Source organism: Corynebacterium amycolatum (assembly GCF_016889425.1).
GTDB classification, from domain to species: Bacteria; Actinomycetota; Actinomycetes; order Mycobacteriales; family Mycobacteriaceae; genus Corynebacterium; species Corynebacterium amycolatum.
Genome location: NZ_CP069513.1, coordinates 589769 through 614013, shown reverse-complemented (window position 1 = coordinate 614013; position 24245 = coordinate 589769). Strand labels below are relative to the sequence as shown.

The 24245-nt window shown below is 59.6% G+C and carries 24 protein-coding genes and 1 CRISPR repeat array; of the genes, 14 read left to right on the top strand and 10 right to left on the bottom strand.

What is annotated here, in order from left to right; genetic code table 11:
• Window positions 1-2: 2 nt before the first annotated feature.
• From cas6e to I6J19_RS02735, 4 genes are all read left to right on the top strand, one after another.
• Complete coding sequence (gene cas6e / locus I6J19_RS02750; RefSeq protein ID WP_235191219.1) at window positions 3-689, top strand: type I-E CRISPR-associated protein Cas6/Cse3/CasE; 687 nt, start codon at window positions 3-5, stop codon at window positions 687-689.
• Window positions 690-691: 2 nt separating this feature from the next.
• Window positions 692-1651 carry a type I-E CRISPR-associated endonuclease Cas1e gene (gene cas1e / locus I6J19_RS02745; protein WP_038627162.1) on the top strand — a complete coding sequence of 320 codons (960 nt, stop codon included), beginning with the start codon at window positions 692-694 and terminating at the stop codon, window positions 1649-1651.
• Window positions 1645-2010, top strand: coding sequence for a type I-E CRISPR-associated endoribonuclease Cas2e (gene cas2e, locus I6J19_RS02740; RefSeq protein WP_081913982.1), 366 nt, complete (start codon window positions 1645-1647; stop codon window positions 2008-2010). The genes cas1e and cas2e overlap by 7 nt, the downstream gene beginning before the upstream one ends.
• 44 nt (window positions 2011-2054) lie before the next feature.
• Window positions 2055-2874: direct repeats of the CRISPR family, unit length 28 nt; unit sequence GTTTTCCCCGCGTGAGCGGGGATGTTCC.
• 55 nt (window positions 2875-2929) lie between these two features.
• Window positions 2930-3430, top strand: coding sequence for a hypothetical protein (locus tag I6J19_RS02735; protein ID WP_038627163.1), 501 nt, complete (start codon window positions 2930-2932; stop codon window positions 3428-3430).
• A gap of 29 nt (window positions 3431-3459) precedes the next feature.
• Here the strand turns inward: I6J19_RS02735 and I6J19_RS02730 are convergent, their stop codons facing one another.
• Entirely contained in the window at window positions 3460-3795 is a 336-nt protein-coding gene (locus I6J19_RS02730) for a type II toxin-antitoxin system HicB family antitoxin (protein WP_038627166.1), read from the bottom strand.
• A 2-nt stretch (window positions 3796-3797) separates the two neighbouring features.
• Complete coding sequence (locus tag I6J19_RS10970) at window positions 3798-4151, bottom strand: hypothetical protein (RefSeq protein WP_316247734.1); 354 nt, start codon at window positions 4149-4151, stop codon at window positions 3798-3800.
• 38 nt (window positions 4152-4189) lie between these two features.
• Here I6J19_RS10970 and I6J19_RS02720 point away from each other — a divergent pair, with 38 nt between their 5' ends.
• A complete protein-coding gene (locus tag I6J19_RS02720) occupies window positions 4190-4525 on the top strand; it encodes a YciI family protein (RefSeq protein WP_038627170.1) in 336 nt (111 codons plus the stop codon).
• Between the two features lie 13 nt (window positions 4526-4538).
• Here I6J19_RS02720 and I6J19_RS02715 read toward each other — a convergent pair whose 3' ends face one another.
• Together I6J19_RS02715 and I6J19_RS02710 are read right to left on the bottom strand one after the other, a co-directional pair.
• The gene (locus I6J19_RS02715; protein ID WP_187402526.1) at window positions 4539-5390 is read right to left on the bottom strand and encodes an SDR family NAD(P)-dependent oxidoreductase; all 852 of its coding nucleotides are present in this window, start codon (window positions 5388-5390) and stop codon (window positions 4539-4541) included.
• Complete coding sequence (locus tag I6J19_RS02710; protein ID WP_038627174.1) at window positions 5387-6604, bottom strand: saccharopine dehydrogenase family protein; 1218 nt, start codon at window positions 6602-6604, stop codon at window positions 5387-5389. Before I6J19_RS02710 ends, I6J19_RS02715 begins: the two co-directional genes overlap by 4 nt.
• Before the next feature lie 106 nt (window positions 6605-6710).
• On the opposite strand from I6J19_RS02710, the gene I6J19_RS02705 reads away from it, so the two are divergent.
• Both I6J19_RS02705 and I6J19_RS02700 read left to right on the top strand, forming a co-directional pair.
• Window positions 6711-7919: an MFS transporter gene (locus I6J19_RS02705; protein ID WP_038627176.1), complete on the top strand. Its 1209-nt coding sequence runs from the start codon at window positions 6711-6713 to the stop codon at window positions 7917-7919.
• A gap of 184 nt (window positions 7920-8103) precedes the next feature.
• The gene (locus I6J19_RS02700; protein ID WP_222867094.1) at window positions 8104-9342 is read left to right on the top strand and encodes a Fic family protein; all 1239 of its coding nucleotides are present in this window, start codon (window positions 8104-8106) and stop codon (window positions 9340-9342) included.
• On the opposite strand, the gene I6J19_RS02695 is transcribed toward I6J19_RS02700, so the two are convergent.
• The gene (locus I6J19_RS02695) at window positions 9333-9719 is read right to left on the bottom strand and encodes a Rieske (2Fe-2S) protein (RefSeq protein ID WP_016421777.1); all 387 of its coding nucleotides are present in this window, start codon (window positions 9717-9719) and stop codon (window positions 9333-9335) included. The two genes, I6J19_RS02700 and I6J19_RS02695, sit on opposite strands and share 10 nt — an antisense overlap.
• Window positions 9720-9749: 30 nt before the next feature.
• On the bottom strand, window positions 9750-10472 hold the full coding sequence (locus tag I6J19_RS02690) for a YggS family pyridoxal phosphate-dependent enzyme (protein ID WP_038627181.1): 723 nt from the start codon (window positions 10470-10472) through the stop codon (window positions 9750-9752).
• Between the two features lie 57 nt (window positions 10473-10529).
• Here I6J19_RS02690 and I6J19_RS02685 point away from each other — a divergent pair, with 57 nt between their 5' ends.
• Entirely contained in the window at window positions 10530-11723 is a 1194-nt protein-coding gene (locus I6J19_RS02685) for a glycosyltransferase 87 family protein (RefSeq protein WP_236658461.1), read from the top strand.
• Window positions 11724-11735: 12 nt separating this feature from the next.
• Here I6J19_RS02685 and I6J19_RS02680 read toward each other — a convergent pair whose 3' ends face one another.
• A complete protein-coding gene (locus tag I6J19_RS02680; RefSeq protein WP_038627185.1) occupies window positions 11736-14153 on the bottom strand; it encodes an ATP-dependent RNA helicase in 2418 nt (805 codons plus the stop codon).
• Between the two features lie 43 nt (window positions 14154-14196).
• Between I6J19_RS02680 and I6J19_RS02675 the strand changes: the two genes are divergently transcribed.
• The 4 genes from I6J19_RS02675 (at window position 14197) to I6J19_RS02660 (ending at window position 17326) form a co-directional block, all read left to right on the top strand.
• Complete coding sequence (locus tag I6J19_RS02675) at window positions 14197-15090, top strand: cation diffusion facilitator family transporter (RefSeq protein ID WP_016421781.1); 894 nt, start codon at window positions 14197-14199, stop codon at window positions 15088-15090.
• A gap of 109 nt (window positions 15091-15199) precedes the next feature.
• Window positions 15200-16147, top strand: coding sequence for an alpha/beta hydrolase family protein (locus I6J19_RS02670; RefSeq protein ID WP_038627187.1), 948 nt, complete (start codon window positions 15200-15202; stop codon window positions 16145-16147).
• Window positions 16148-16159: 12 nt separating this feature from the next.
• The gene (locus tag I6J19_RS02665; protein WP_038627189.1) at window positions 16160-16660 is read left to right on the top strand and encodes a methylated-DNA--[protein]-cysteine S-methyltransferase; all 501 of its coding nucleotides are present in this window, start codon (window positions 16160-16162) and stop codon (window positions 16658-16660) included.
• A 3-nt stretch (window positions 16661-16663) separates the two neighbouring features.
• Window positions 16664-17326, top strand: a complete 663-nt coding sequence (locus tag I6J19_RS02660; RefSeq protein WP_038627191.1) for a nitroreductase family protein — start codon at window positions 16664-16666, stop codon at window positions 17324-17326.
• 5 nt (window positions 17327-17331) lie between these two features.
• Here the strand turns inward: I6J19_RS02660 and I6J19_RS02655 are convergent, their stop codons facing one another.
• Window positions 17332-19392, bottom strand: coding sequence for an oxidoreductase (locus I6J19_RS02655; RefSeq protein ID WP_038627194.1), 2061 nt, complete (start codon window positions 19390-19392; stop codon window positions 17332-17334).
• A 183-nt stretch (window positions 19393-19575) separates the two neighbouring features.
• On the opposite strand from I6J19_RS02655, the gene I6J19_RS02650 reads away from it, so the two are divergent.
• Window positions 19576-20337 (top strand): SDR family oxidoreductase, encoded by a 762-nt coding sequence (locus I6J19_RS02650; protein ID WP_187402527.1) that lies wholly within the window; start codon window positions 19576-19578, stop codon window positions 20335-20337.
• A 25-nt stretch (window positions 20338-20362) separates the two neighbouring features.
• Window positions 20363-21094, top strand: a complete 732-nt coding sequence (locus tag I6J19_RS02645) for an SDR family oxidoreductase (protein WP_038627199.1) — start codon at window positions 20363-20365, stop codon at window positions 21092-21094.
• A 30-nt stretch (window positions 21095-21124) separates the two neighbouring features.
• Here the strand turns inward: I6J19_RS02645 and I6J19_RS02640 are convergent, their stop codons facing one another.
• Together I6J19_RS02640 and I6J19_RS02635 are read right to left on the bottom strand one after the other, a co-directional pair.
• A complete protein-coding gene (locus I6J19_RS02640; RefSeq protein WP_038627201.1) occupies window positions 21125-22822 on the bottom strand; it encodes an AMP-binding protein in 1698 nt (565 codons plus the stop codon).
• Window positions 22823-23362: 540 nt separating this feature from the next.
• Complete coding sequence (locus I6J19_RS02635; protein ID WP_235191220.1) at window positions 23363-24208, bottom strand: HNH endonuclease family protein; 846 nt, start codon at window positions 24206-24208, stop codon at window positions 23363-23365.
• Window positions 24209-24245 lie beyond the last annotated feature (37 nt).

Sequence of the window (24245 nt, the reverse complement as noted above, 5' to 3'; positions counted from 1 at the left end):
GCATGTTTCTCAATCCGCAACGGCGGGGGACTCGTAAGTTGTTAGCCAGCCCAGAGGCCATGCATGCCGCAGTGCTGTCAGCTTTTCCGCCAAATAGTGACCTAGTCAGCAATGATGGTCGTGTTTTGTGGCGAGTTGACCGGGAAGCCCATTCCCTTGCACTGTACGTGGTGAGTCCGGAAAAGCCATCATTTGAGCATCTACAGCAGCAAGCAGGCTGGGAAAATCAAGTATCGTGGGCGATACGTGAATACGAACCGGTCTTGGAAAGTATTTCCGTCGGAAAGCGATTTCGTTTTAGGTTGGCAGCGAATCCTGTGAAGTCAGTGCGTGACCCTCAGACGGGTAAGTCTAAGAGACTTGCGCATGTAACTGCAGCCCAACAGCGAAATTGGTTGTTAGAACGCGCTGAAGTTATGGGTGTGCGATTTCTACCGGCTGAGTTTTCACATGCAGATAGCCATGACGCCTCTAATGATGATTTAGCTGTTTCCGTTACAGGTAGGGAAGTAGTGAAGTTCCGTAGGCAGGGACGGATGGTCACGATCGCTCGGGCACAGTTCGATGGAGCCATCGAGGTAGCTGATGCTGAAAGATTCCGCCGTGTTTTGACAAACGGAATTGGCAAAGCAAAAGGCTATGGTTGTGGGCTGCTGACAGTTGCACCAATGAGTTCGAATCGTAACTAGACATGGCTGATATTCCAGGAGTACGTCCGTCCAAACCAGTTGAATTGACGAGAGCTGAAGACCGGATTTCTTTTCTCTATCTTGAGCACTGCACCATCGGTCGAGATTCTAATTCTCTCACTGCGACTGACGACCAGGGTGTCATGCATATACCCAGTGCAGCACTGGGAGTGCTTATGTTGGGCCCTGGTACACGGGTTACGCATCAGGCGATGGTGGTTATTGCAGATGCCGGTTCGACAATTGTCTGGGTGGGAGAAAACGGTGTGCGATATTACGCGCATGGCCGACCGATAGGTCGGTCGACCCGGCTTCTGGAACAGCAGGCAAAGCTAGTGAGCAACCGAAAAACCCGACTAGCGGTTGCGCGTGAAATGTATGGGATGCGTTTTTCCGGTGAGGATGTGGAATCCCTAAATATGCAGCAATTACGGGGCCGAGAGGGTGCTCGGGTTCGTTCGGTTTATAGGGAATGGTCAAAGATAACCGGGGTTGAGTGGTCGCGCCGTGAATACCGCCCTGACGATTTCTCGGATGGCACGCCAATCAGTCAGGCCCTCTCAGCAGCACATTCTTGCCTGTACGGTGTCGTGCATGCCGTGATAGTTTCCCTGGGAATGAGTCCTGGCTTGGGGTTTGTGCACACGGGGCACGACCGCGCATTTGTTTATGACATTGCGGATTTGTATAAGGCAGACATAACGATTCCAGTTGCTTTTACTGTGGTTTCTGAGCTTGGAACCGAGGTTGATACTCAAACACTAAGCACTACGGTTAGGCGACATGTGCGTGATCGGATTCGTGAAGAAAAAGTTATTTCGCGCTGCGTCAAGGATCTAAAGCTCTTAATGAAAGATCCTCTTGAAAACGAGGAATTCGGCGAAGTTATCGAATTGTGGGATTACAGCCGCGGCACGATTAAAGGTGGTACAAACTACTCCTCCGGAGAACCACCATGGTGACAATAGTTTTGACGAGCTGTCCTGCCGGATTGCGGGGTCATTTAACTCGATGGCTTGAGGAAATCGCCCCAGGTGTATTTGTTGGGAAAGTTAACTCTCGTCTCCGTGACATCTTGTGGGGCCTGGTCATCGAAATGGTCGGCAGTGGTCGTGCCATAATGGTTTATCCGGATCGGAATGCCGAACAAGGGTATGCCTACAAGGTGCATCGCCACGACTGGGAGGTCGTCGATGTCGAGGGGTTGTCGCTGATCCGGCGTCCGTTCAAAAACAGGACTAAAGGTGATGTCGGATTAAAGCCGGGATGGTCAAATCCGGCTAAACGACGTCGTGCCCGACATGCTCGTCGTTCGGAGTGATATAAAATCTTACACTGGGAACCGAATTTTGCTGGTGAAGAAGTGTTTTCCCCGCGTGAGCGGGGATGTTCCCGACATGGACGCTGTCCGTCGTGAGCTGGAAGCGTTTTCCCCGCGTGAGCGGGGATGTTCCGCAAGCAGAGACGACAGGGTGTAGGCGCTGTCCGTTTTCCCCGCGTGAGCGGGGATGTTCCGTCATGGCGTATCTGCACCGCCTCTTTTTCCGTGTTTTCCCCGCGTGAGCGGGGATGTTCCGTCCATGTTTGGCAGCACCACGGTGAGCCCCCGGTTTTCCCCGCGTGAGCGGGGATGTTCCGCCACCGATAAGGCAAGTCACCATTAAGAAACGGTTTTCCCCGCGTGAGCGGGGATGTTCCCACCAGGCTCCGACGCGGGAACCCACTCCCCGCGTTTTCCCCGCGTGAGCGGGGATGTTCCCGGCACAGGCTCAACCGAAGCCGGATTGTCATAGTTTTCCCCGCGTGAGCGGGGATGTTCCGGGCATGACGAAGGCGGAGCTTATCGCCGCCGTGTTTTCCCCGCGTGAGCGGGGATGTTCCCAGAACCGCGTTGGGGTGGACTACCCCGTGTGAGTTTTCCCCGCGTGAGCGGGGATGTTCCGACTAGTTACTTAGCAATAAACATGGCAAGCAAGTTTTCCCCGCGTGAGCGGGGATGTTCCAAGTGTTCCAATCACCACCCACAACCAAGTAAGGTTTTCCCGCGTGAGCGGGGATGTTCCCGGCATCAGGCTGCTTGAGGCTGGCTTGTGGGAGTTTTCCCCGCGTGAGCGGGGATGCTCCTCATATCCGCCAGCGACACAGTACCGTCCGTCGGTTGTCCCCGCGTGGACGGGGATGTTCCGGTTTGATTATGAGGGGGATAGTATCCCCGCGTAAACACTCAGGAGGGTAAACGCATGACGAAGTACTGGGATCACAACGGCAGTATCTACAAAGACGACGGCCAGGAAGATTGGTGCGTTTATAACCCGTCTTTGCGTGATTGGGAGCGCACCCCGCGTGCTAAGGAAGCCTACGACAAGGCAGGCCAAGCCCCGTTCGACCCCATCACCGAGCAGCAGGCACTCGTCGATATTGCAGAGCAGCAGGAACGCTACAACAAAAAGATTCAGGACAAAATCAAGGATCTGCGCGCGAAAATGAAGGCTGTCGGTGCGCAGGCCAGACAGGCTGCTGAACAGCTGTACCCAACCTTTGCCGAGCAATCTGCCGCATACCGCGAGGGCGCGCAGGCCTACAACGAGGGCAAATCTTGGCGCGATAACCCGCGTGCCCCCGAGTCAGGTCTAGCCGCCCCGTGGCGCATGGGGTTCAATACCCGCAAGCAGCAGGTAGCGGAGATCAGGGCACAGCGAGCCGCCACTGCGAAACAGGAATTGGCGAAAGAACAAAACTAGGCCCTGCCCGCAAAACGCCCGATCAAAACCTATGCAGCGCCTGCGAGTGTCTGCGCTACGTAAGTATTGAGCGAGACTCCTTCGCGGGCAGCTGCCATTGCCAGTTTCCGGTGCAGTGAACTGGGGATTCGGACGTTGAATCGCCCCGAGTAGGAACGGTGACCGAAGGGCTCTGGGACTGCTTCATCGGAGGCTTCCATATCCATAAGAACCTCAGTAACGAGGTCTCGAAGTTTTTGTTCCGCTTCCGACGAGTTTTCAGCTACCCACGACAGTGAAGGAAACTCCAGTACCGTCGCCACATATTCTTGATCAGGTTCTGACCAGAAGACCTGGTAGGTGTACTTTTCAGCAGGATAAGACATTGTTATTTTCCTTCGAGTAGAAGTTTGTCGATGGCGGCTAGTACTTGATTGACCTGGTAGGGCTTAGCTTTCCCATTTCGGTTTTGAATGTTGACTCGAGGGTCGCCGCGCCACGGTGTTTTGTATGTTTCATGATCGCCCCCGCGCGAAGGGCGTCGTTCGAAGTAAAAGTCGCAGACCTTCTTCAGATCTTGGTAAGAAACGTTGGCGTTTGAAGCGCGCATAGATGTAAGAATTTTTTCTATTTTGTCCCCCACATCTTTGATAGTACCACCTGTAGTACCACCCCGGTCAAAGGGTAACCAGCGACCAAAGCCAAAATTCCCCAAAAATTCCCCAATGCCAACCCCATCCAATCTGTTACACTTAGCAAAACGAAACTCAGGAGCTTGGTGTGCAGTACTTTTTCACGGTCCATGGCCGCAGAGATATCAACGCGTATGACTCTGATGAGGAAATGCACGCTGCCTTTGAACGAATCGGACGCTTCAATCAGAAGCTGCAGGACGAAGGCCACTGGGTTATGTCCGGCGGGCTGGTTCCGCCAGAGGATGCCATGACGGTGCTGCCGGATGGTTCACATAGCGATTTGCCGTATTACAACGCGATGACGTTCCCGTCGGCTTTTTGGATTGTCCAAGTCGCAGATGAGCAAGAGGCTATCAACCTAGCCCACGAAGCTGCGGAGGCGTGTGCGCAGGCCGTCGAGATGCGCGCTATCGCTGAATAGCACGCCGATTAACTCACCGCAGCCCGTGCACCCGGCGCATGATGGTCAACATCGCTTGCGTCGGGATCCGCCGCATGAAGGGCACCGCCACGCTTGCCGACGACCCCCGCGCCACCAGGGCCAAGGGTCGTTCGGCGGCCACCTCGCGCATCACTACCTCCGCAATCTCGGAAGCGGGAATGCCCCCTTCCTCGTTGGCATTCAACTTCGTCAGCATGCGGTGGACATCAGCAGCGTAAACGGAACCCTCATCGCTATATGTCGTCCGACGTGCAGAAATACCGGTGTTTATGGAACCCGGCTCGACAACGGTCACGCCGATACCGAACTGCGCGACTTCACCGCGCAGCGAGAGTCCAAAGCCGCGGATAGCGGCCTTGGTCGCCACGTAGGAAGAACGGTAGGACAGCGGTAACCCGCCGAGCATCGAGCCCACCAGCACAATTCGGCCACGACCGGCCTCACGCATGCCGGGCAGCAGCTGTTGTAACAGCTCCACCTGCCCCAGAACACTGACCTGGAAGAGACGCTCAAGCGCCTCGCGGGGTAGCTCCTCGAAAGCGCCCGACTGGCTCTCACCGGCGTTGGCGACGACGACGTCGTAAGGCCCGTGAGCGACCACAGCGGCGATATCGTCAGCGCTGGACATGTCGAGCGCCACCATCTGCACGCCCTCGGGGTGCGGCGCATCGGCGCCTCTGCGGGACGTGCCAACGACCTCGAAACCGGCCTTGACCAGTGCCTCCGCGCATGCCCAGCCGATGCCGGAGGAAGCGCCGGTCACTAACGCACGGCCACCACCTACACTCGGCAGCTTCGGTCCGCGGGTGAGATTCGCAAAAGCACCGGTCAGGCCACCAATCATCGAGCCTGCACCGTCTCAATGGTCATGCCGCCAGCGCGGAGACGGCGGGACAGGGCGTCGCCAAGCGCGACAGTAGGAGTGAGCACGCCAGTGGTGTCCGGCAGATCGTCGTGGACGAGCGCGAGGGCGGCGCTGGAAATCATAATCGCGGTGCCTGTGTACCCTGGGTCTTCCTCAAGGGACACCTTGGAACGCCAGTGAATGCCGGAGGTATCGACGGTGTAGGCCTCGATGGTGAAGCGGCCCTCGGCCTGTGCTTCAGCGCTCGGGCCCTCGCCCGGCTTCGGTAGTTTTTTATCAATGAGCTTGGCCGTCGGCCCAAATGCCATCGCCGCCAGCGCCAACCTGCAGACAGCTGCGAAAGCATTCGCGCGCACGAAAGCCCTCGGACCGCGGCCGACATTGAGTAGTTCGCGGTAGCGGAAGGAATCACCGTAATCCGCCAGCATCGCTGAGCGCTGAACAATGCGGGTGTTGAAAGGCGACATGAAGAAGGGGGCTCGCCAGTGGCTGCGGAAGCGCGCCGGGCGCAGGTCGACGCCGAACTTACCCTGGTCGGGTCCCGGCTCAGCCAGCGCGTACTGATCGGCGATGATGCGACGCAGCTTGGGATCCTTCTTGGCCTGTTCAAGCTGAACGCGGACCGAATCGATAGTGCCGCCGGAGACGCCACCCTTGACGTGCTTGAACAGCAGGGTTGTCTCACCGAGCTTGGTGTGAGCTGCTTCGTGGAGCTCGCGGACAGCGACGTCGGAGGGAATCGAGTCGAAGCCGCAGGAGTGAACAATTTTAGCTCCGGTCTGCTGCGCTACCTCGTGGTTGTTTGCAATGGAGTCGTGGACGAACAGCACCTCGCCACACAGGTCGACGTAGTGAGTACCGGCCTTGGCACACTCGGCCACCAGGGTGCGGCCGTACTTTGCGTACGGTCCAACAAGGGTCAACACCACCTTTGTGCTGGCAGCAAGCTGTGCCACCGCCTGCTGGTCGGCGGCATCCGCAACAATGACCGGCCAGTCCGATACGCCTGCGTTCTCCGCGACGTCGGCAAGCTTCTGGGCGTTCCTGCCTGCGAGCGCCACCTTTGTCTGACCGGCGTGTTTAGCCAGATAGTCCACAATCAAGCGGCCCACGAAACCCGTGGCACCGTAGACGACAATGTCGTACTCGCGGTCGTGATTGCGACCCTGTGGCTGTGCGGAAGAAGTAGTCATGCCTACGAAACTAATAAAACGAAAGCGATACCGCGGGCGAATTAAAAAGGTTTTTTGGTTTGGTGTATTCAGCGAGGGGTTTGGAGAGAGGGCTAACGTAGGACAAGTGACTAGCGCTAACGAAAACCCCGAACAGATCGAAGGACTACGGCCAGAAGATCCCGGATTCCGCCGCGCGCTTATCGCTGTGCTTTTCGCCGGCCTGGCATCGTTCCAAGCGCTCTACGCAACGCAGGCGCTACTGCCCACGCTTTCCGACGAGCTATCGGTCGACCCAGCCACCGCCGCACTGACGGTATCCGCCACCACCGGTGGTCTGGCCTGTGCGATTATCCCGGTGTCCATATTGTCCGAACGCTTTGGACGCAGGCGCGTGATCGTCATCAGCGCATTTGTGGCAACGCTGCTGGGGCTCGTGGTGTCAATCGCGCCGGGCATCGGTTCGATGATTGCGCTGCGCCTGCTGCAGGGCATTGTCATTGCCGGTGTTCCCGCAGTGGCTATGGCCTATGTCAGTGAGGAAGTCCACGCCGACCACGTCAGTCGCGTGATGGGGCTGTATATCTCGGGCACGACGGTCGGTGGTCTGCTCGGCCGTATTATTCCGTCCATTGTGCTGGAGTTCGCCTCTTGGCGGGTGGCGATTGCGGTCTCGGCGACGGTCGCGTTTGTTTTCGCCATTCTGACCTGGTACTTCCTGCCGCAACAGCGCAGGTTCCAGCCGAAGCAGCTGTCGTTTGCAGGGGAGGGGCAGGCCATAGCGCGGCACTTGCGCGACCCGCGCATTCTCGCGCTGTGCGCCCTGGCGTTCCTGTTTATGGGGTCGTTTGTCTCTCTGTACAACTACCTGGGCTTCCGACTGGGCGATAAGTTCGGGCTCTCTCCGGCACTGGCAGGGTTCGTATTTATTCTCTACCTGTCGGGCACGTGGTCGTCGGCACGCGCGGGCGTGTGGGCGAAGACGGTGAGCCGCCGTCGCCTCATCGCCATTGCGACTCTGGCCGCGTGCGTGGGCCTGGGGCTGGCGCTGCTGCCGTGGCTGCCCGCACTGATTGTGGGCGTGCTGATTTTCACGGCCTCGTTCTTCGTGGCGCACTCGCTGTCCTCGTCCGGCGTGGGGCTGGTGGCGCAGCGCGACCGCGCCGAGGCATCATCGATGTACCTGTTCAGCTACTATGCGGGTTCGTCCATTGTCGGTTGGGTATCCGGGATGGTGTTCAGCCGCTTTGAGTGGGCAGGGCTGATTCCGTGGCTGGTGGCGCTGTCCTTCGTCGCGGGCGCGTGTGCTGTGGCGGGGCTGAAGCCGCGGCGGTAGGGGCAATATCGGCAACATAGCGCATTTAGGCACCGCGTAAAGAACCCTTAATGTAAAAAAACAGTGATTTTTTACATTAAGAGTTAGTTTTTAGGGCACTATATGTAAAAGGCATCATGTAAAGAACACCGGGGAAAGAAGGGAGCTCGCCGTGAAGCACTATCCGCTTAAGAGGATCTTCCACATGTCCGCACATGATGCGGAACAGACAGTGGAAGGCGAATACCAGTCACGCAAAGACTCCCCGTCGACGATTCAGTGGCACTTTCCGCTGGGGCAGTGGCCGCTCTTTTGCTGCATTACAAGCGATCTCGCGGCCAAGATTGAAAAGATTCTGTCTCTAGAGCTACAGATCTCACAGTTGTGGAATCGCCTGCCGGGTGCAGCGCGGACTCACTATCTTTTCAATCTGCTCCTGGCCGAGGTGGTAGCCACCAATGAAATTGAGGGAATTCACTTCACACGGCGAGAAGTCGCGGAGGCGTTGGACAACACTTCGGGAACCCAGTACAAGCGCTTCCATGAATTCAGTCAGCTCTATTTCCGGTTGGCCAACGATGAGCGGATTGAGTTTCCGACAACGCTCACAGAAATCCGTCAGCAGTACGATCAGCTTCTCGGCGATGAGATTGCCGCCGAAGATGAGTTAGACGGTGAGCTCTTCAGGGCAGCAACGGTCACGATTACCGATGGGCAACAACAGGTTCATCGAGGTGTTGAAAGCGAAGCTGCCATTCACCAACTCCTCAATGAGTTCCTGGCAACGGTGAATTCCGCAGAGGACAATCGGCTGATTCGAATCTTGGCAAGCCATTTCATGTTCGAATTCGTTCACCCGTTTTATGACGGCAACGGCCGGATGGGACGTTTTCTACTGTCTGTGGCTTTGCGGGAGGCACTCTCGACCTCAACTGCGCTGACTATTTCCCGCCAACTCGCTGAGGATAAAGCGAAGTATTACAAGGCTTTTACCACTACGGAAGACCCAATGAACCGGGGAGAAGTCACTTTCTTCGTCGAGGCGATGGCTGATGTCATTCTGAATGCACAGCAGTATTTGCTGGAAGAGCTGCAGATGAAGTCTTACCAGTGCGAAAGGCTTGAACAGCGGATAGCTGAGCTATCTAACTCGCCCGAGCAGGTGCTGCCTGTGTCGCTTACAGGAAACGAGATTGGCACGCTATACGTCCTGGCACAGGTTCGGTTGTTCGGACCCGAATATGGAATCAAGCTCGAACACGTCGCTGACACCGTCGGCAAGGAAAAGCGGACAGCGCGAAAGTATCTCGCCGAGTTAGAGGCGGCAGGATTGGCAATGCCCACGAGCCGCCGCCCGCTGCGATTCCAGCTGGCACCGGCGGGACTAGATCTCTTAGGCCTTGAACCCGCCGACCATGAATCTGCTTCCGGAATCTACTTCTGACCCACAATCAGCTCAGTGCCATCGGCCGACAGCGGAGCCTGGCCAGCGGGCTTACGTGAGGGGCCAGAAACAACCTGACCAGTAGCAATATCAAAGTGGGAGTTGTGGTTCGGGCAAATCATCACACCATTGCTGACCTCAGTGATGCGACCATTCTGGTGCGGGCACGAACTGGAGAAAGCGGCGAACTTGCCCTCCTCCGGCTGCGTGACGACGTAATTGCCGATAACCACACCGCCGCCAACCGGAATGTCGGCAGCGTCAACTTTCTCCACCGCAGACTTTGGTGCACAAGCGGCTACGAGTGCGCCAGCTGCAGTGGCGGCAGTTCCCAGGAGGAAACGACGACGGGAGCACGGGGAGACATCAGAACTCATGGCACTGAGATTACCTTCATTTGATTACCTTTATTTTTTATACGAGCGTTCACCGAAGATAGCGCGTCCCACACGCACGGTGGTCGCTCCCTCGGCGATGGCTTCGCGGTAGTCGCCGGACATACCCATCGACAGTTCGTCGAGGCTGACGCCCTCCGGCAAATCCCCGAGCAGACTGTCGCGCAGATCGCGCAGCTCCGCGAAGGTCTCGCGGACATTCGGGTCATTCTGGGCCGCGATGGTCATAAACCCGCGCAGGCGCAGGTTCGGGTACTCGCCATCGGGGCCGAACATGCGGACAAACTCCGCTGCGTGGCTCGGCGCCAGGCCCGACTTCTGCGGCTCGCGGGAGACATTGACCTGAATCAGCACATCAAGTGTGCGCTCGGAATCAGCCAAGTGGCGCTGCAGCGCTCCGGCCACCTTCGGTCGGTCCAGCGCCTGAAACTCATCAGCACAGCTGACTAAATGGCCTGCCTTATTCGTCTGCAGTGGACCAATGATGGCCATATGTGGTGCTTTCTCGCCGAAGGCCTCCCGGAATACCTCCGCCTTGGCCACCGCTTCCTGGACGCGGTTTTCCGCCAGGCCAGCGCAGCCGGCTGCCGCGAGCTCCGGCCAGGATTCCACCAGGGCGTCGACAGGCACAGTCTTGCTGACGGGCAGCAGACGGACCTCGGAGGGCTGACGCCCGGCTCGTCGGCAAGCGTCGTCGATCTCGGAGCGAACCTTGCGATAGTTTTCCACGAACATACCTCCCACTCTAAGGCCTGAGTAGGAAGAACTGTGCGGTAGTGTCGAATCATGCTCATGGACAGACTCTCGACGCTTTCCGTCATGCAGAGACGGATCTTGGCAATTGTATTTGGGCTGGTGTCGCTGGTCGTTGTCATCGACTTCATCTATCTTGCGGCAACTGCCTACATGATGGACCTCGAGGTCTTCCAAGACGCCGGCTGGGCGCTACGACGAGACCAGGATCTCTACTCCCCAGAGTTTCCCACCAGATCGGGTTTCCGCTTCATCTACCCACCGTTTGCAGCGCTGCTGTTTTACCCGCTGACCTGGGCGGGGCCGGTTACCCTGCAAATCATCTGGACGTTCGCCACGCTGGCGGCGGTGTGGGCGATGCTGTGGATGGTCTTCACTCGTCTCGGCTCTGAGTGTCCGAAGCTGATGGCTACCTGCCTGCTCGGGGTGGTGATGCTGCTCGACCCGCTGCGCGCTAACGTGCTCTTCGGGCAGATCAACGTCTTCCTCGCGCTGCTGGTGGTCTCCGATGTGTTGGGCTTTTTGCCCAAGAAGCTACGTGGATTGGGCGTGGGTATCGCGGCGGGTATCAAGATCACCCCTGCGGCATATGCGCTGGTGTTCCTCATGCGCCGTGACTTTGCGGCCGTGGCCAAGAGCTTCTGCTGGTTCCTGGTGACCGTCGCCATTGGTTTCGCCGTGCGCTTTAAAGAGTCGATTTACTTCTGGACCGATGAGTTCTTCGCCGGCAACCGCGGTGGCGCCCCGGCTTACGAGGCCAACCAGGCGTTCAGTGGTCTGCTCGCCCGCGCCGGGGTGGAGGGCACTGCGCTCGATATTGGCATCTACGGTTTCTTCCTCTTTGGCGCCATCGCTGCCGCTTTCGTGGCGTGGGTCTACCATCGCGATGGCTATGAGGTCGCAGCCCTCGGTTTCGTCGCGCTGGCGGTCAGCTTTGCTGGACCGTACGCGGTCAGCCACCACTGGTCGATTGTCATGGTCTTTGTGCCGCTGGTGCTCTTCGTCCGCGAGATCGGGAACATCGTTGTCGGCACCTTGTTCATGATCGCCCATTGGTGGGCGCCGTACAAGGTCTTCGTGGGCAACGACTTCGGCCATGCTGCGGGCGTGGGGCAGTGGTTCTACGGCAACATGCAGGGAATCATGGGCGGCGTGCTCTTCTTCACCTGCCTGGGCTACGCAATCTACCTCTGGTACAAACCCAGTCGCGTGCGGGCGCAGGCAGCTGCTTAACGACGAGCCTGCTTAACGACGGCGCTTCGTTCTCGCAGTAGCCTGCTCCTCCCACGGGTTCTCCGGCCACGGATGCTTGGGGTAACGGCCCCGCATCTCGGAGCGAACCTGTGCGTAGGCGCCATTCCAGAAACTTTCCAAGTCTCCAGTGACCGCGAGTGGTCGCTGAGCCGGTGACAGCAAATGCATTGTCACCGGCTTTTCCAATACCTGCGGGGTCTCCGCCAGGCCAAAGCACTCCTGCAACTTCACAGCCAGGACAATCTGCGCCTCTTCGTCGGTGGGGTCCTCCGGGTACTCCAGGCGAATCTTCGAACCGGATGGGACCTCCAGGCGTTCGGGTACCAGCCGGTCGAAGTCCGTGGCCTCCGGCCAGGGCAGCAGGCGGCGGAGATGCTCGGCATCCAAAGTCGGAGGGGTCGGGCGGTCCAGCTCGCCAGCGAAGAGGAGCTCGGCCTGGGCCGCAAGCCCTGCGGGGGAGACATCCGGCCATGGGGCACCGCGATGAGTGTGGAGAAAGGCCATGCGGCGGCGGAGCTGTTCGGTGTCGCGGTCGAGGTTGGGGCTGGCGTCGGCAAGCGTGCCGGCAAGCCAGGCGGAGTTGGCGGCAATGCACTGCTCGGGCGTCGGGGAGACCTGGCGGGAGGACAGCTCGATGGCGCCGAGCAGGTCGCGCTCACGGGCGCGAACGCGGCCCTGTTCGACGCGCGCCGTGGTCTCCGTGCGGACGAGGTGGCCGGCGGCGAGCATGGCGATTTCCATGTCGATTGCCTCGCCGTCGCGGATTAGCGCACGACCGTGGGAGAGCCGCGAGATGTCGGCGGCCGCGATCCACTCGTGGCCGTGCAAGTCAGAACCGCGGGCGAGTTCCGCTGCGGTGCCGCCGGTGAAGAGGTACTCGTCGGAGTTCACACTGCGCCGTCGCCCGATGAAATCCGGCCAGGCCAGGGCCGTGACCAGCGCGGGGATGTCCGAGGACAGCAGGTTGGCGGGGGCTTCAGTATCCAGCTCAATGCGGCGCACCTGCTTGGCCAAGCCGCGGGCATCGGTGAGTTTCTCCACCGCGCGTGCGACCGCGCCGGCGTGCTCCGGCATCATGGCCGTGGCGGTCAGCAGCGCGCGTCCCATGCGTGGATGCACCGGCAGGGTAGCCAGGGTGCGTCCGAGCTCCGTGATGTCACCGGTCTCATCAACAGCACCCAGGCCAGCGAGAATGCGGTTTGCAGCCTCCGTGTGGTGGGGTGGTGGGGCGTCGAGAAGCTTGAGTCCCTGCATCCCTGGCGTGCCCCACGCGGCGGCGTCGAGGAGCGCTTGGGTCAGGTCGGCGACCTCGATTTCCGGCGCGGGCCAGGCGGGAAAGGACGCGAACTCCGACTGAGAGACGCAGCGCACCACGATGCCCGGGCCCTCACGTCCCGCACGGCCCGCGCGCTGGTTCGCGGAGGACTGCGCACACGAGCTGGTGACCAGGCCGGAGAAGCCACGCGCGATGTCGAGTCGCGGCCCGCGCGTGAGGCAGGCGTCGACAACGGCGCGCACGCCCGGCACGGTCACGGATGATTCCGCAATCGCGGTGGACACAATCACGCGCCTACCGTCCGCTTGTCGACGGAACACGCGGTCCTGCTCTTCGGAGCTCTGCTGGCCATGCAGCGTTAGCACTGTCGCATCTGAGGCGTCGGCGATATAGCCTGCGCAGCGTTCCACCTCGCGGATCCCGGGGAGGAAAACCAGCACATCACCGGCGGCTTCCTCCACCATTGTCCTGGTCTGCGCTGCCACGTGCTGCAGGAAATCGTCGGTCACACCGCGCGCATCCAGCCGCTGTGGGAAGGGCGAGTAGCGAATATCCAGCGGGTGGATTGCCGCCTCCGCCGCCACAATGGGAGCCGGGGTGGAGCCACCGAGCAAGGCCGCGAACTTCGGTGCGTCCACCGTCGCAGACATAGCGACAAGGCGCAGGTCATCGCGGATATCCCGCAAGTCGCGCACCATCGCCAACACCAGGTCGGTGTCCAAGCCGCGCTCGTGCACCTCGTCGATGAGCACCGCGCTGGCATCCACGTCGCCGTCGCGCAGCAGTCGACGCAGCAGCACACCGGGAGTGACAAACTCCACGCGGGTGGCGCGGGAGACTTTGGCGTCGCCACGCACCGAGTAACCAACTTCCCCACCGAGCTTCGTGCCCGACAGTTGGGCCAACCGCCGCGCCGCCGAGCGCACCGCCACGCGCCGGGGAGCCGTGACTACAATGCGTCCGCCTAGGGTGTTGGCCACCGCCGGTGGAACCAAAGTGGTCTTGCCGGTACCCGGTGGGGCCTGGACTACTACGTCGTGGTCGCGCACGGCATCGGCAAGCGAGGCGAGCTGCGACGCGAACGGCAGGCCTGCAGAAATGTTCTGCAAATTGAACTGGAAATCGGTGCTCATAGAACTGGTAGTAACTCCGGACAGGCGGGTAAAGTGCCCGCATATGCAGGACTTATCTCGTTTTGGTTGGCTTTCAGTGGGGGCGGCGGTCGTCACCATCGCGCTGAAGTTTTGGGGCTACACTCTAACCGGATCGGTGGGCCTGCTTTCCGACGCGACGGAGTCGATTGTCAATCTGGTTGCGGCAGTTGTCGCAATTATTGTGCTCAAGGTTATCGCGCGGCCCGCGGACCGCGACCATGAGTTCGGCCATTCCAAGGCAGAGTACTTCTCGGCCGGGCTGGAAGGTGCCATGATCTTCGTGGCGGCGGCGGCGATTATTTATGTCTCTATCGAGCGTTTGGTGCACCCGCAGCCGATTGAGCAGATCGGCCTGGGCCTCATCGTGACCGTGATTGCCTCGGTGGTTAATGGTGCGGTGGCGCTGATTCTGCTTAGGGCCGGGCGTCAGCATAACTCCCTGGCGCTGACCGCCGACGGCAAGCATCTTATGACCGATGTGTGGACCTCCGCCGGTGTTCTGGCGGGTGTGGCTCTGGTGTGGATTACTGGCCTGTGGTGGCTCGACCCGATTATCGCGCTGGCGGTGGCCGTAAACATCCTGGTCACCGGTTTCAAGCTGCTGCGCGATTCCGGTAACGGCCTGATGGACAAGGCCATGGAGGGCGAGGACCGCGTGGCGGTGGACGAGATTTTGGCCTCGCACCGCAATCGGAGTCGGGGCATTGACGTTCACGAGATTCGCACTCGTGTGTCGGGGCATCAGCAGTTCATTGAGTTCCATGTGCTGGTGCCGGGCGCGTGGAGCGTCGAGCGCGGCCACGATGTGCTCACTGCGATGGAGGATGAGCTGCGGGAGCGCTTCCCGGGTGTGCATATTTCCTCGCATCTGGAGCCGATCGAGGACGAACGCGCCTATGGGGATGTGCAGTTGTAACGCGCGTGAGGCAAATTCCACGAAAGCGCTGAAAGTGATGAGCCTTACACTTTAAGATTGTGTATACAAAATCATGCACTTGTTAAGTCCACTCGAAGGAACTGCATAAATGACCTCCGAAGCCTCAACCACTTCCACTGGAATTAGCCGTTTTTCCGCGAAGAGCCCGAAGTTGCCGGAGCCGTGCCCTCGGCAGGACATCATTATCCCGGCTAATGACCGCGTCCTGCTGCGCGGAACCATGTTCCGCCCGAAGGAGAACCCAGAGAACATTCCCAACGGCATCATCACCGTTCACTCCGGTACCGGTGTGCCGCAGGGTTTCTACCACCGTTTCGCTGAGACCGTGGCAGAAAAGGGCTACGGCGTTATCACCTATGACTACCGCGGAATTGGCCAGTCCGCTCTGAAGACTGACCAGAACAATGAAGACATCCGGATGTCGGACTGGATTACCAAGGATATTCCGGGTGTGATCGAGTGGGCCAAGGAGACCTACCCGGACGTGCCGCACTTCGCTGTCGGCCACGCGGTTGGTGGTCACGGCATCGCCTACGCCGGCTCCGAGGGCACCTATGACGCAGCAGCACTGGTCAACTGCCGCGGTATGCGTATTTCCAAGGTGCCGTCCGTGGCGGGCAAGGTCCGCGCATTCTTCATCTTTAACATTCTGGGCCCGATAAGCGGTTTCATTACTGGCCACATTCCGGCGTCGGCGTGGCGTCTGGCTGTTGAACCGCCGAACGGTGTCATGCGTCAGTGGGCGCGCTGGGCTCGCAAGGAAGGCTACTTCTTCGACGATTCCGAGTTTGACTTCGCTAATCGCTTCTCCAAGGCTCCGCAGCCGTTCCTGTCCATCCGCGTTCCGGATGATTACTGGACTGAGGAGTCCTCGGCAGACCTGATTACCAATGTGATGAGCTCTGCTGAAAAGATTGAAAAGCGTCAGGCTCAGCCGGCTGGCGGCAAGGGTGTGGGGTACGGTGGTTACTTCCGCTCCGGTCACGAGAAGGAGTGGGACGAGCTGCTGGACTGGTTCCAGACCAACAAGGACTAAGTAGGAGGTTTCATGGTGATTGCCAAGGTGGAAACGCCCTTCGGTGCGCTTGGAATCGCCACCTCCGCTCGCGGGGTCGTCGAAGTCAATCTCTTAGGTCCCGTGCTTGACGACGACCCCAGCGCCGCCGACCCCGAAGCGCAGGCGGTGGCGGAACTGGCGGCGCAGCAGTTCCGCGAGTATTTTGCCGGGCAGCGCCGTGAGTTTGCGCTGCCGCTGGACTGCGACGTATTCACGCAGGATTCTTTCCGCGCTCGTGCTCTGACCGCACTGCGCGATGTGCCGTATGGCCAGGTTGTGACCTATGGCGAGCTTGCCGAGATGGCCGGCTCACCCCGTGCCGCCAGGGCTGCCGGGTCGGCCTGTGCCACCAATCCGCTGGGTATTCTGATTCCCTGTCACCGCGTGGTGCCCGCCAGTGGGGGAGCGGGATCTTTCGGTGCCTATGCCGGTGGCCGTGAAATGAAGCGCTGGCTACTCGAACTCGAAGGTTGGCCACCCGCTAATCTCTAATGCATGACTTCACATTCTCCGCGCGACCAGTTCGCCACCGAATTTGAGAACATCGTCCGCAACCGTCGTGCCACACGCGTCTATGCGGACGAACCTCTTGACGACGCTGACGTGCGCCGCCTCCTGGAGCTATCTTTGGAAGCTCCCAGCGCCTTTAACATTCAGTCCCGCGCGATTGTGCGTATCGAGGACCCTGAGGTGCGTCAGAAGGTAGTGGAAGCTGCCGGTGGTCAGAAGCAGGTTGCCAATGCGCCGCTGCTACTCGCTTTCATTGGTGAGCCGACCGGCTGGAAGCGCGGTATTCCGCGCCTGGTTGAGACCAACAAGGCCACTGGCCTGTGGGACAAAGTTGCCGCCGCTGAGCGGGAGGCCTCGATGACCTCCTTCCATGAGGCCCGCGAGAAAAAGGGTCTCTCCCGCGAGTTCGCAATCCGCGACGCCATGATTGCCGCTTCTTTCGCTATGGTCACTGCCAGCGCCTTTGGTTGGGCTAGCTCCCCGATGACGGGCTTTAGTGAGCAGAAGGTCAAGGAAGCTATCGGTGCCGGTGACACCGATGTGGCGGTAGCGCTGTTGCTGGCCATCGGTGTCCCGGGTGAGTTCCCGGCTCACCCGGGCCGTTTCGAGTTCGAGCAGCGCGTCTACACCGACCGCTACGAGGGGTAGCAGCCCTACAGCGCGAGCGCTACCTCGACGGCCTGGCGAATGGCACGCTTTGCGTCCAGCTCAGCGGCCACGTCTGCACCGCCGATGATGGTGACATTGGAGTTCTCGCCGGTGACGCTTTCGCGATCCTTGTCGCCCAGGCAGTCCAGATTGGATACCTGTCCAGTACAGACAATCACGTTGTCAACTGCGATGACCTGTGGCTTTTCATCGATGGTGATGTGTAGACCCTCGTCATCGATACGGTTGTAGGTGACGCCGGTGTACTGCTTGACACCGGCCTTCTTAATCTCCGCACGGTGAACCCAACCAGTGGTCTTGCCCAGGCCCTTGCCGATGCGGGAGGTCTTGCGCTGCAGCAGGTGCACCTCGCGCTCGACCTCAAACTCCTCAGCTGCGCCAGAGACCGTGCCCGGCTTGGTCAGACCCGCGCGGAACTCCGCTGGGTCACCGACGCCCCAGGCGTCCTTCCAGGCCTCGATGGTCTGGTTCGGCTTGCGCGTGAGGTACTCACACACGTCCACACCGATACCACCAGCACCGATGACGGCCACCTTGTTACCGGCCTGCTTCGCACCCGAGAGCAGCTCGTCGTAGCGAATGACCTTCTCGTGGTCGATACCGTCAATGCCCGGGATTCGTGGGGTGACACCCGTGGCCACAATCACGTGGTCAAACTTGGTCTTGAGCTCGTCGACGTCGGCACGCGTGTTCAGGTGAACCGGAACTTCGAGCACCTCCAGGCGACGTGAGAAGTACTTCAGCGTCTCGCCGTAGTCCTCCTTGCCCGGAATCTGTGCGGCGAGGTTGAACTGGCCACCAATCTGATCGGCGGCCTCGAAAATCTCCGGCTGGTGACCGCGCTGAGCTGCGGCTTCCGCGAAAGCGAGTCCAGCCACACCAGCGCCGATGACGGCGACGCGCTTGGCCTTGTCCTTCGCAACCGGCACGGATACCAGCTCGGTTTCGTAAGCCGCCTTCGGGTTGACCAAACAGGTGGAGCGCTTGGCCGCGAAGGTGTGGTCCAGGCAGGCCTGGTTACAGGCGATACAGGTGTTGATCTGGTCAGCTCGACCATCGCCCGCCTTGATGGCGAAGTCCGGGTCAGCCAGCAGTGGGCGGGCCATGGAAATCAGGTCCGCATTGCCGTCAGCGAGGATCTTCTCCGCAACCTCAGGGCGGTTGATTCGGTTGGAGGCTGCGATCGGGACGTCGACAAGCGAACGGAGACGACCAGTCAGATCCGTGAATGCGGCGCGCGGCACGGACGTAACGATGGTGGGGACGCGTGCTTCGTGCCAGCCGATGCCGGTGTTGAAGACATCGACGCCAGCCTCGACCAGACGCTGCGCGAGTTCAGTGGTCTCGGACCAGGTCTGGCCGTCTTCCACCAGGTCAAGCAGCGAAATGCGGTACTGAAGCAGGAAGTCCTCGCCCACTTCGGCGCGAATGCGGCGAACAATTTCGATGGGCAGACGCATGCGAGCCTCGGCGCTGCCGCCCCAGTTGTCCGAGCGGTGGTTAGTGCGCTCGGCCAGGAATTGGTTGAGCAGGTAACCCTCGGAGCCCATAACCTCAATGCCGTCGTAACCAGCGCGTTTCGCGAGCTTCGCGGCGCGAACATAAGCGCCAATGGTGCGTGAGACATCAAAGCCGGTGAGGCGATGAGCCTTAAACGGGCTAATCGGTGACTGACCGGTATTGGCGGAGCGAGCCAGCGGGCTGTAGCTGTAACGACCGGCGTGCAGCACCTGCAGCACGATGTGGCTGCCGTGGGAGTGCACGAGGTCAGTAACGCGGCGGTGATTGTCCGCCATGCGCTTCGACGCCATCATCGAACCGGCCGGAGTCAGCCAACCCTCGATGTTGGGAGCATAACCGCCGGTGACGATGAGTCCCACGCCACCTTCGGCACGCCGACCCAGATAGGCAGCCAGCTTGGGGATATCACGGGTGCGATCTTCCAGACCGGAGTGCATTGAACCCATGATGATGCGATTGCGCAGAGTTAGAGGACCGACGTCGAGAGAGGAGAGAAGATGTGGGAAGTGAGGCTGGTCAGACATGCAACCAGTATCGCGGTTTTAACGGCTGTGCATGCGGTGAATCGGAAAAATTTTTGCACAGTTTTATATACGTTTCACGTGGAACATCAGGTGTAAAGCACACGCAGTCTTCGGCGGAGGAAGGTGTCCTATGACTACAGTCGGGGATATCAGTAGACGCATGTAGCAAGGAGTTGAGCCCTCATGACCTCTGAAACTTCAACTAATGGCAGGAAAGTAGCTGTAGTTACCGGTGCTTCTTCCGGTATTGGTGCAGCCACTGCCAAGCAGTTCGCAGCTGAAGGTTTTCGCGTTGTGTTGGGAGCCCGCCGCGAGGACAAGCTCGAGGCTGTCGCGGAGGAGATCCGCGCTGCCGGTGGTGAAGCGACAGTCTACAAGGTTGACGTCACCTCTGACGACGATGTGGTGGCGCTGGCTAAGGCTGAACCGCGTGTCGACGTGCTGGTAAACAACGCCGGTGGTGCCTGGGGCATGGAGTCGGTTGAAGACGCTGTCGAGGAAAAATGGCGTTGGATGTACGACGTCAACGTGCTGGGCACCCTGCGCGTCACCCGCGCACTGCTGCCCGCACTGAAGACCACCAGCGGCATTGTGCTCACCGTCGGCTCGATTGCCGGTCGCCAGGTCTACACCGGCGGTGCCGGCTACAACGCCGCCAAGCACGCTGAGCGCGCCCTGGTGGAAGTCCTGCGTCAAGAGGTTGCTGTCGATGGAGTGCGCGTCACCGAAATCGATCCGGGGCGCGTCCACACCGACTTCTCACTCGTGCGTTTCGACGGCGACGAGACCAAGGCCGCAGCGGTCTACGACGGCGTTGAGTCGCTGACCGCCGATGATGTTGCCGACATCATTGTGTTCGCGGCCACCCGCCCGAATCGCGTCAACATCGACTTCCTGCAGGTGACCCCCATCGACCAGGTGGGCGGCGCGAAGCCGAAGAAGTAAAACCGACTACGTAGAGGAGCCGTATATGAGCATCGATATTGCCGCTGATACCAAGATTGCCCTGGTCACGGGCGCAAGCCGTGGTATTGGCCTGGCGGTCGCTAAGGATCTCTCCCGTGATCACCACGTCATTGTGGGCGCTACCAGTGCTGAGTCTGCTGAGAAGGTGGCGTCGCAGTTGCCGTCGGCAAGCGTATTCGTTGCTGATCTGGGTGATGCCGACGCCGTAAACGCGGAAGTGGCAAAGCTGTTGGAGGCGCTCGGTGGGCGCGGGCTGGATGTGCTCGTGCACTCGGCGGGTGTGTACGTCGATGGGGACGTGGCGGAGGTTTCGCGTGCGGACTGGTCGCGGATCATGGACATCAACGTCGTCGCCGTCGCCGACCTGACCCGCCAGCTGCTGCCGGCGCTGCGCAAGGCGGAGGGCACGCTGGTGACCATCAACTCGGGCTCGGGATTCCGCGCTTCAGCTGGTACTTCGCCGTATGCGGCGTCGAAGTTCGCGCTGCGGGCCTTCACCGATGCGCTGCGCGAGGAAGAGCGTGGCGCGGTACGAGTCAGCTCCGTGCACCCCGGACGCGTCGATACCGATATGCAGGTTCAGCTGCAGTCGAATTGGCACCGCGATGATGCGGATTGGCGTTACGACGGCACGAAGTTCATGCGGCCTGAATCGATCGCAGCCGCAGTACGTCTGGCCGTTGATACCGGAGCGGATGCCAACGTGGATGAAATCCAGGTGCGCCCGCGCGGATAGCCGGTGGGCACACTTTCGTGTACAGGCTTCTTACTGAGCGTCCAGGTTCAGGCGCTCGTGCATTGCCTTGACTTCGCGCGGGACAACCTTGCCGATGGCGTTGCGCGGCAGGGAGTCGACGAAGAAGACGCGGTCCGGAGTGGAGTGCTCGGCCAGAGTTTCGCGGACGTACTCGCGCAGCATGTCCTCGGTGAGGTTCTTGCCGGCCTCATTGTCCTCGCGGACAACGTAGAGGAACAGGTCAGCGAAAATCTCGTCGTTTTCGTTGCTGCCGTGGCAGAAGACGTCGGCGATGCCCGGCACCGGGCCGAGAATTTCTTCGACCTCGCGTGGGAAGACGTTCTCGCCGCCCTTGATCACCATGTCGTCGGAGCGACCACAGATGTACAGGTAGCCGTCCTGGTCGATACGGCCGAGGTCACCGATCTGGAACAGGCCATCGACGGTGGTGAACTTGTCCTTCTTGTTCAGGTAACCGATGAAGGAGAGCTCCTGAGCGGTGTGGATCATGCCAACCTCGCCCGGCTCGACTTCCTTGCCGTCGTCACCCAGGATGCGAACCTTGGCGCCAATTGCCGGTCGACCTGCGGAGTCCGGGCGAGCTGCGAGGTCCGCGCCGGATGCGATGGAGCACAGGCCGGCCTCGGTGGAGCCGTAGAAGTTACAGATAACCGGACCGAAGCGGTGAGTCAGCGCGGAGACGAGCCAGCCCGGGATGGCGTTACCAGAGGAGACGATGAAGCGGAACGGTCCAATCTTGCGGTTCGGCTCCTCATCCAGAACGTCCTTAATCTGGCGCAGGAAGAAGGCCGCGGAAATCATGCCGTTACAGCCGTACTGCTCACACTGGTCAACAGCCTTCTTCGGGTCGAAGACACGCATGGTGACAATGGTGGAGCCGGTAGCCATGCCAATCAGCACATTTGCCCAGCCCCAGGCGTGGAACATGGATGCGGACTGGTGAATGACCATGTTGCGGCGCCACGGAATACGCTCGGCGATTGCACCCACAGTTGCCGGTGTCTTCGGCTCATTGCGCAGGACACCCTTCGGGATGCCGGTCGTGCCGGAGGACATGATGATGATGCGTCCCTGCTCCGGCTTCGGATCTAACTTGGCGTTCGATGTACGACCTTCTTCAATGAGGTCTTCCATGAACAGGAAGTTCTTGCCTGCGTTCTTGCGGGTCTCCGGCTTGGTCACGGAGGTAATAACGACGGTGACATCGTCGAGGTCTTCCGGCAGATTGCCCAGGAACTCGTCATCGACGAACAGGAACTTGGCCTTATTCTGGTCAACGACGCCGCGGATCTGAGTCGGGCCAGAGCCGATATTCATCAGCATAATTTCGGAGCCGATGAATCCCTTGATGGCCATCGGCAGGATGATGCCGCGGCCGTTACGTGCGATAACGCCGAAGCTGGACTTCTGGGTCATGCCGCGGTCTATCAAGGCGCGAGCCAGGGCGTGAGAGTTGTCGAGCAGCTGAGAATAGGTGAGTTCACCGTCATCGTCGACAAGGGCGAGGCGATCCGGGTAGCGCAGCGCACTCATGGAAATAAGGCTGGCGACGGAGAACTTCAAGCGACGCAGGTAATCGAGGATCTTCGGCGCCGTCTTCGGAGTCATGTACAGGGCGCCGGTACGCAGGAGTGGTGGAATCGACTGGGCAAAAGCCTTGATTTGGAGCCCAAGTGGTACTTCCGGAGCCTTCATTTCAGCTGCCATGGGTGAGAATCCTCCAAGATGATGGACAAGCGACTAATAGCGCCAAGCGACTCTCCAGTCACATTGACACCATCAACCACGATAGTGCGATTTTGTAACAACCAGACTTTAACAAACCTGTGCCGCGTCAAAAAGTAGTTTCGACGAAGAAATGTGAAAGATGTGCAAGTAGTGTGCACAGTGCTTTATGACGGATACCTTTTTCGCGAACGGACTCGAGGATACAGTGTTATCAAACGGTTATAAACCGATGGAAAGTGGCAAACGTAACGAAATGATAACACTGTGGTAACGATATCAATTCCGATATTGACCTATATAACTCTATGAACCCAGGGGTTTTCGGTTGGTTTGTTTGAGGGGAGTGGACCGTGAGTGAATGGCGGTCGCCCCCAGAAATTAGGGGCTAGGATTCTTCAGAAAAACAGAAACGTTCGCGACTAGGAGGGGCGGGGGTTGCGAGCGCGTAGCTAAATAGGTGACATATTCGCCGGCTTGAGCCTAGAAGTGTGGTGTCGGTGTGTGTCGGAAACGGTTGCCCTAATTCAGGGTTAGAGCGGCAAGCGCGGGCTCATCCTCTGGTGTGCAGGTGGAGAGCCAACGGTCGATGGCATCGGACTCCGCCTGCGTGACCCACAGGTTGTATTTCTGTTTTACCGCCACCTGGCGAGCGACATACTGGCAGCGAAATGGTTTGTTGGCGGGTACCCAGGATGCGGCATCGCTATCTCGCTTTTGCTGATTAGCGGGACCATCGACGGCCAAGAGGTTGAGGGGGTCATTGGCAAAGTCCTGCCGAACCTCAGGTGAGAGCTGCTGTGCTCCCTTTTGCCAGGCGTCGCTCAAGGCCACAACATGGTCGATTTGCACGGCGGAAGAGGTGTCGCGGCCGCGCTGAAACTCAATCATCGTGCCAGTGTAGGGATCCAGTAGTTGCCCCGAAAGTACGACGCAATCGCGGGTATTTGGTTTGTACTCCTTATTAATAAGGTCACGATTCAAAATGTCGTTCCGCGTGTCACATCCGTTGTGGCCAAACTCGGCAGAGATGTCATCGCTCCAACGTTGCCCGAATTCGTCGCGCGCATAGCCGGTTTTCGGTGCGCGCCCTTTTATCTCCAGCTGGTTGAGGGCGCTACGGATGCCGTCGATAGGCGATGTGCCGGGCGCTGGGGTGCCGGGGGAGTCTGGGGTGTGGGGCGCTTCAGGAATCTCGGGCGCGGGTTCCGCTGGCTCGGGCGTAAAAGCGGGTGCCGGGGCCGGGCTATGCGACTGGCTCTCTGGAGTGGGGTCTATGGGATCCGTGCAGCCGCTGAGGATTGTCGCTGCGCCGATAAGGAGGGCGAGGCCCTGTAATGGCGAGCGGAAACGACGGTTGGCGAGCATGGAGCTAACCATAGCGGTAGGAGGGGATTGGGTATGG

What these genes read in the sequence shown, in the direction of transcription:
- I6J19_RS02655 (WP_038627194.1), bottom strand. Translation starts at nt 19,392, where the DNA reads ATGTCTGACCAGCCTCACTTCCCACATCTTCTCTCCTCTCTCGACGTC.
- I6J19_RS02665 (WP_038627189.1), top strand. Translation starts at nt 16,160, where the DNA reads ATGGTGATTGCCAAGGTGGAAACGCCCTTCGGTGCGCTTGGAATCGCC.
- I6J19_RS02680 (WP_038627185.1), bottom strand. Translation starts at nt 14,153, where the DNA reads ATGAGCACCGATTTCCAGTTCAATTTGCAGAACATTTCTGCAGGCCTG.
- I6J19_RS02675 (WP_016421781.1), top strand. Translation starts at nt 14,197, where the DNA reads ATGCAGGACTTATCTCGTTTTGGTTGGCTTTCAGTGGGGGCGGCGGTC.
- I6J19_RS02660 (WP_038627191.1), top strand. Translation starts at nt 16,664, where the DNA reads ATGACTTCACATTCTCCGCGCGACCAGTTCGCCACCGAATTTGAGAAC.
- cas6e (WP_235191219.1), top strand. Translation starts at nt 3, where the DNA reads ATGTTTCTCAATCCGCAACGGCGGGGGACTCGTAAGTTGTTAGCCAGC.
- I6J19_RS02685 (WP_236658461.1), top strand. Translation starts at nt 10,530, where the DNA reads ATGGACAGACTCTCGACGCTTTCCGTCATGCAGAGACGGATCTTGGCA.
- I6J19_RS02650 (WP_187402527.1), top strand. Translation starts at nt 19,576, where the DNA reads ATGACCTCTGAAACTTCAACTAATGGCAGGAAAGTAGCTGTAGTTACC.
- I6J19_RS02690 (WP_038627181.1), bottom strand. Translation starts at nt 10,472, where the DNA reads ATGTTCGTGGAAAACTATCGCAAGGTTCGCTCCGAGATCGACGACGCT.
- I6J19_RS02700 (WP_222867094.1), top strand. Translation starts at nt 8,104, where the DNA reads ATGTCCGCACATGATGCGGAACAGACAGTGGAAGGCGAATACCAGTCA.
- I6J19_RS02715 (WP_187402526.1), bottom strand. Translation starts at nt 5,390, where the DNA reads ATGATTGGTGGCCTGACCGGTGCTTTTGCGAATCTCACCCGCGGACCG.
- I6J19_RS02635 (WP_235191220.1), bottom strand. Translation starts at nt 24,208, where the DNA reads ATGCTCGCCAACCGTCGTTTCCGCTCGCCATTACAGGGCCTCGCCCTC.
- cas2e (WP_081913982.1), top strand. Translation starts at nt 1,645, where the DNA reads ATGGTGACAATAGTTTTGACGAGCTGTCCTGCCGGATTGCGGGGTCAT.
- cas1e (WP_038627162.1), top strand. Translation starts at nt 692, where the DNA reads ATGGCTGATATTCCAGGAGTACGTCCGTCCAAACCAGTTGAATTGACG.
- I6J19_RS02670 (WP_038627187.1), top strand. Translation starts at nt 15,200, where the DNA reads ATGACCTCCGAAGCCTCAACCACTTCCACTGGAATTAGCCGTTTTTCC.
- I6J19_RS02645 (WP_038627199.1), top strand. Translation starts at nt 20,363, where the DNA reads ATGAGCATCGATATTGCCGCTGATACCAAGATTGCCCTGGTCACGGGC.
- I6J19_RS02695 (WP_016421777.1), bottom strand. Translation starts at nt 9,719, where the DNA reads ATGAGTTCTGATGTCTCCCCGTGCTCCCGTCGTCGTTTCCTCCTGGGA.
- I6J19_RS02735 (WP_038627163.1), top strand. Translation starts at nt 2,930, where the DNA reads ATGACGAAGTACTGGGATCACAACGGCAGTATCTACAAAGACGACGGC.
- I6J19_RS02730 (WP_038627166.1), bottom strand. Translation starts at nt 3,795, where the DNA reads ATGTCTTATCCTGCTGAAAAGTACACCTACCAGGTCTTCTGGTCAGAA.
- I6J19_RS02640 (WP_038627201.1), bottom strand. Translation starts at nt 22,822, where the DNA reads ATGGCAGCTGAAATGAAGGCTCCGGAAGTACCACTTGGGCTCCAAATC.
- I6J19_RS02710 (WP_038627174.1), bottom strand. Translation starts at nt 6,604, where the DNA reads ATGACTACTTCTTCCGCACAGCCACAGGGTCGCAATCACGACCGCGAG.